The sequence below is a fragment of the Streptomyces sp. NPDC054841 genome (assembly GCF_053611045.1).
The window spans coordinates 1-3891 of the sequence record NZ_JBSGZO010000642.1; the positions used below are offsets into that span (position 1 = coordinate 1).

Sequence of the window (3891 nt, forward strand, 5' to 3'; positions counted from 1 at the left end):
GGCACCGGCTTCGTCAACTACACCAACGTCGCCGGGTCCTACGTCGAGTGGACGGTCGACGCCGCACAGGCGGGCAGCGCCGCACTGACCCTGCGGTACGCCAACGGCACCACGGCCAACCGCGCCATGGACATCACCGTCAACGGCGCGGTCGTCGCCCACGACAAGGCCTTCGGCGGCACCGGTGCCTGGACCTCCTGGTCCACCACGAGCGTGACCGCCCGGCTCAAGGCCGGCGCCAACACGATCAGGGCCACCGCCACCACCGCGGGCGGCGGCCCCAACGTGGACCACCTCGCCGTGGACACCGCACCCGCCCCCGGCGGCAGGACACCCGTCGAGATCAACGGACAGCTCAAGGTCTGCGGAACCAAGCTCTGCAACCAGTACGGCAAGCCCGTCCAGCTGCGCGGCATGTCCACCCACGGCCTGCAGTGGTACAGCCAGTGCGTCACCTCGGGCTCGCTGAACGCCCTGGCCACCGACTGGAACGCGGACGTGCTGCGCATCTCCATGTACATCCAGGAGGGCGGCTACGAGACCGACCCGCGCAAGTTCACGGACCTGGTCCATTCGATCATCGAGCAGGCCACCGCGCGCGGCATGTACGCGATCGTCGACTGGCACATGCTCGACCCCGGCGACCCGCACCACAACCTGAGCCGCGCCAAGACGTTCTTCACCGAGATCGCCCAGCGCCACGGCAACAAGAACAACCTGCTGTACGAGATCGCCAATGAGCCCAGCGAGGTCAGCTGGTCGCGGATCAAGAGCTACGCCGAACAGCTCATCCCGGTCATCCGCGGGCAGGACCCCGACACCCCCGTCCTGGTCGGCACCCGCGCATGGTCCTCGCTCGGCGTCTCCGACGGCGCCGACGAGACCGAGGTCGTCAACAACCCCGTGAACGCCTCCAACATCATGTACACCTTCCACTTCTACGCCTACTCGCACCGGGACGAGTACCTGAACACCCTCTCCCGCGCCGCCGACAAGCTGCCGATGTTCGTCACCGAGTTCGGCACCCAGAACTACGCAGGTGAGGGCAGCAACGACTTCACGATGTCCCAGCGCTACATCGATCTGATGGCGAACAAGAAGATCAGCTGGGTCAACTGGAACTACTCCGACGACAACCGCACCGGCGCCGTCTTCAAGGGCGGCACCTGCGACAGCAACGGCCCCTGGACCGGAACCGGGCCGCTGAAGCCCGCCGGAGTCTGGGTCCGCGACCGCATCAGAACCGCGGACGACTTCCCGACCGGCTGATCCGCCTCGGTGCGACCCCCGCCCGTCCATGTGATGCACTGGGCGGGCGGGGGCGTACGAGCACAGGACTCAGGGCAGGAGCAGCGTTGACCAGCTACCGGCAGCCGGGCCTCGTCCTCACGGACCGCCACTTCACCGTCCCCCTCGACCACGCCGACCCGTCGGGGGAGCAGCTCGGGCTGTACGGCCGCGAGGTCGTGTCGAGCGCCCGGGCCGGGGCCGACCTGCCCTGGCTGGTGTACCTGGAGGGCGGGCCCGGTTTCGGAGCGCGGCGTTTTCCCGGCAAGCAGGCCTGGCTGGGACGCGCGGTGCAGGAGTTCCGGGTCCTGCTGCTCGACCAGCGCGGCACCGGGCTCTCCACCCCCGCCAACCGGCAGACCCTGCCCCTGCGCGGCGGGCCCGAGGAGCAGGCCCGCTACCTCATGCACTTCCGCGCCGACAGCATCGTCCTCGACTGTGAAGCGGTGCGGCGGCAGCTGACCGGCGGAGCGCGCTGGACCGTGCTGGGCCAGAGCTTCGGCGGATTCTGCGCCACCCACTACCTCTCGACCGCGCCGGAAGGGCTGCGGACCGTCCTGATCACCGGCGGGCTGCCCTCGCTCGACGCCTGCGCCCAGGAGGTGTACCGGGCCGCGTACCCCCGTATCCAGCGGAAGAACGAGGCCCACTACGCCCGCTACCCGCAGGATGCCGAACGCGCCAGGCACATCGCCGAACACCTCGCCGAGCACCGGACCGTGCTCCCCGGCGGATATGTGCTCACACCCGAGGCGTTCCAGTCGCTGGGGATCCAGCTGGGCACCGGCGACGGCAGCCACCAGCTGCACTATCTGCTGGAGAACGCGTTCGTCCGCACGGCGGCCGGGGGCGAACTCTCCGACACCTTCCAGGAAGGCGTCCTCGCAGCGCTGTCCTACGCCCGGCATCCTCTGTACGCCGTACTGCACGAGGCGATCTACGCCCAGGGCAAGGCGCCCACGTCCTGGGCGGCCGAGCGGGTGCGCGCCGAGTTCCCGCAGTTCGACCCGGCGAAGACACTGGCGGGGGACAGGCCGCTGCTGTTCACGGGAGAGTCCGTGCATCCATGGCACTTCGAGACCGACCCCGCCCTGCGGCCCCTGCGCGAGGCCGCCGAGATCCTCGCCGCCCGCACCGACTGGCCGCCGCTCTACGACGTGGAACGCCTCGCGGCCAATGACGTCCCGGTCGCCGCCGCCGTCTACCACGACGACATGTACGTCGACACCGGGCACTCCCTCGCGACGGCACGCACCATCCGCGGACTGCGCACCTGGGTCACCGACGAGTACGAGCACGACGGCGTCCGCGCCTCCGGGCCCCGCGTCCTGGACCGACTGCTGGCCCTGGTCCGCGACGAGGTGTAAGGACAAAGGGCAGGAGAGCCGCCGGACCCGCGGATACGCTGCCCGTATGACCGAACCTCAGCTCGAAGCGATGCCCGACGACTGGGAGCGCGCGCTTGCCGTCGTCGCCCACCCCGACGATCTCGAGTACGGCTGCGCCGCGGCCATCGCCGGATGGACGGACAGCGGCAAGGACGTCGCCTACCTGCTCGCCAGTCGTGGCGAGGCCGGTATCGACAGCATCGAACCGGCCGTCTGCGCACCGCTGCGCGAACGGGAGCAGCGGGCGAGCGCGGCCGTCGTCGGGGTGTCCACCGTGGAGTTCCTCGACCACCGGGACGGCGTGATCGAGTACGGCACCGGGCTGCGCAGGGACATCGCCGCCGCGATCCGGCGGCACCGCCCCGAGCTGGTCATCACGCTCAATCACCGGGACACCTGGGGCTCCGCAGTCGGCGGCGCGTGGAACACACCGGACCACCGAGCCGTCGGCCGTGCCACCCTGGACGCGGTCGCCGACGCGGGCAACCGGTGGATCTTTCCCGAACTCCGCACCGAGCAGGGCCTCGAGCCGTGGGACGGGGTGCGCTGGGTGGCGATCGCGGGCTCCGCGACGCCCACGCACGCGGTGGACGCGACCCCGGGACTCGAGCGTTCCGTCCACTCCCTGCTGGAGCATCGCACCTACATCGAGGCGCTCACCGACAAACAACCCGAGGACTACTGCCGGGACTTCCTCTACGGCAACGCACGGGCGGCGGCCCCGCGTTTCGGCGGGCGGCCCGCCGTGACCTTCGAGCTCTTCAGCTTCGAGCAGTTCTGACGTAACGTCAGGGACATGGGCGGGGGCCGGCGATGATCGACACACTGGACCGTGAGATCGCCGAGGGCGAGGAGCGGATACGGCTCGACGTCCAGGACGACGGCATCGGCGTCCTCACCCTCTGCCGGCCGGATACGCTCAACGGGTGGAGCTGGGAGTCCAGCCGCCAGCTCGGTCTGATGGCCGACCGGATCCGCTTCGACGAGCGCGTCAGGGCCGTCCTGCTGCGCGCCGAGGGTCGTGCCTTCTGTGCGGGGATCGACGTCACCGCGCCGGGCGGCGCCATCACCGGCCGCTCGGCCGCGGAGCGCACCCAGAACTACTACGAGGGCATCCGCTGGGTCCACGAACGCTTCGCCGCCTTCGCCCGGCTGCCCCAGCCGGTGGTCGCCGCCGTCCACGGCTACTGCCTCGGATTCGGCTTCGAGCTGGCAC

General features: G+C 70.3%; 4 protein-coding genes. All 4 read left to right on the forward strand.

Going from position 1 to position 3891, the window contains the following annotated elements; all coding sequences use genetic code 11:
• A partial coding sequence (locus tag ACWGI8_RS40975) for a cellulase family glycosylhydrolase (protein WP_453668538.1) occupies positions 1-1269 on the forward strand: 1269 nt, incomplete at its 5' end.
• A gap of 86 nt (positions 1270-1355) precedes the next feature.
• Entirely contained in the window at positions 1356-2654 is a 1299-nt protein-coding gene (locus ACWGI8_RS40980) for an alpha/beta fold hydrolase (RefSeq protein WP_453668539.1), read from the forward strand.
• Positions 2655-2700: 46 nt separating this feature from the next.
• Positions 2701-3456, forward strand: a complete 756-nt coding sequence (locus tag ACWGI8_RS40985; RefSeq protein ID WP_453668540.1) for a PIG-L deacetylase family protein — start codon at positions 2701-2703, stop codon at positions 3454-3456.
• A gap of 32 nt (positions 3457-3488) precedes the next feature.
• A partial coding sequence (locus tag ACWGI8_RS40990) for an enoyl-CoA hydratase/isomerase family protein (protein ID WP_453668541.1) occupies positions 3489-3891 on the forward strand: 403 nt, incomplete at its 3' end.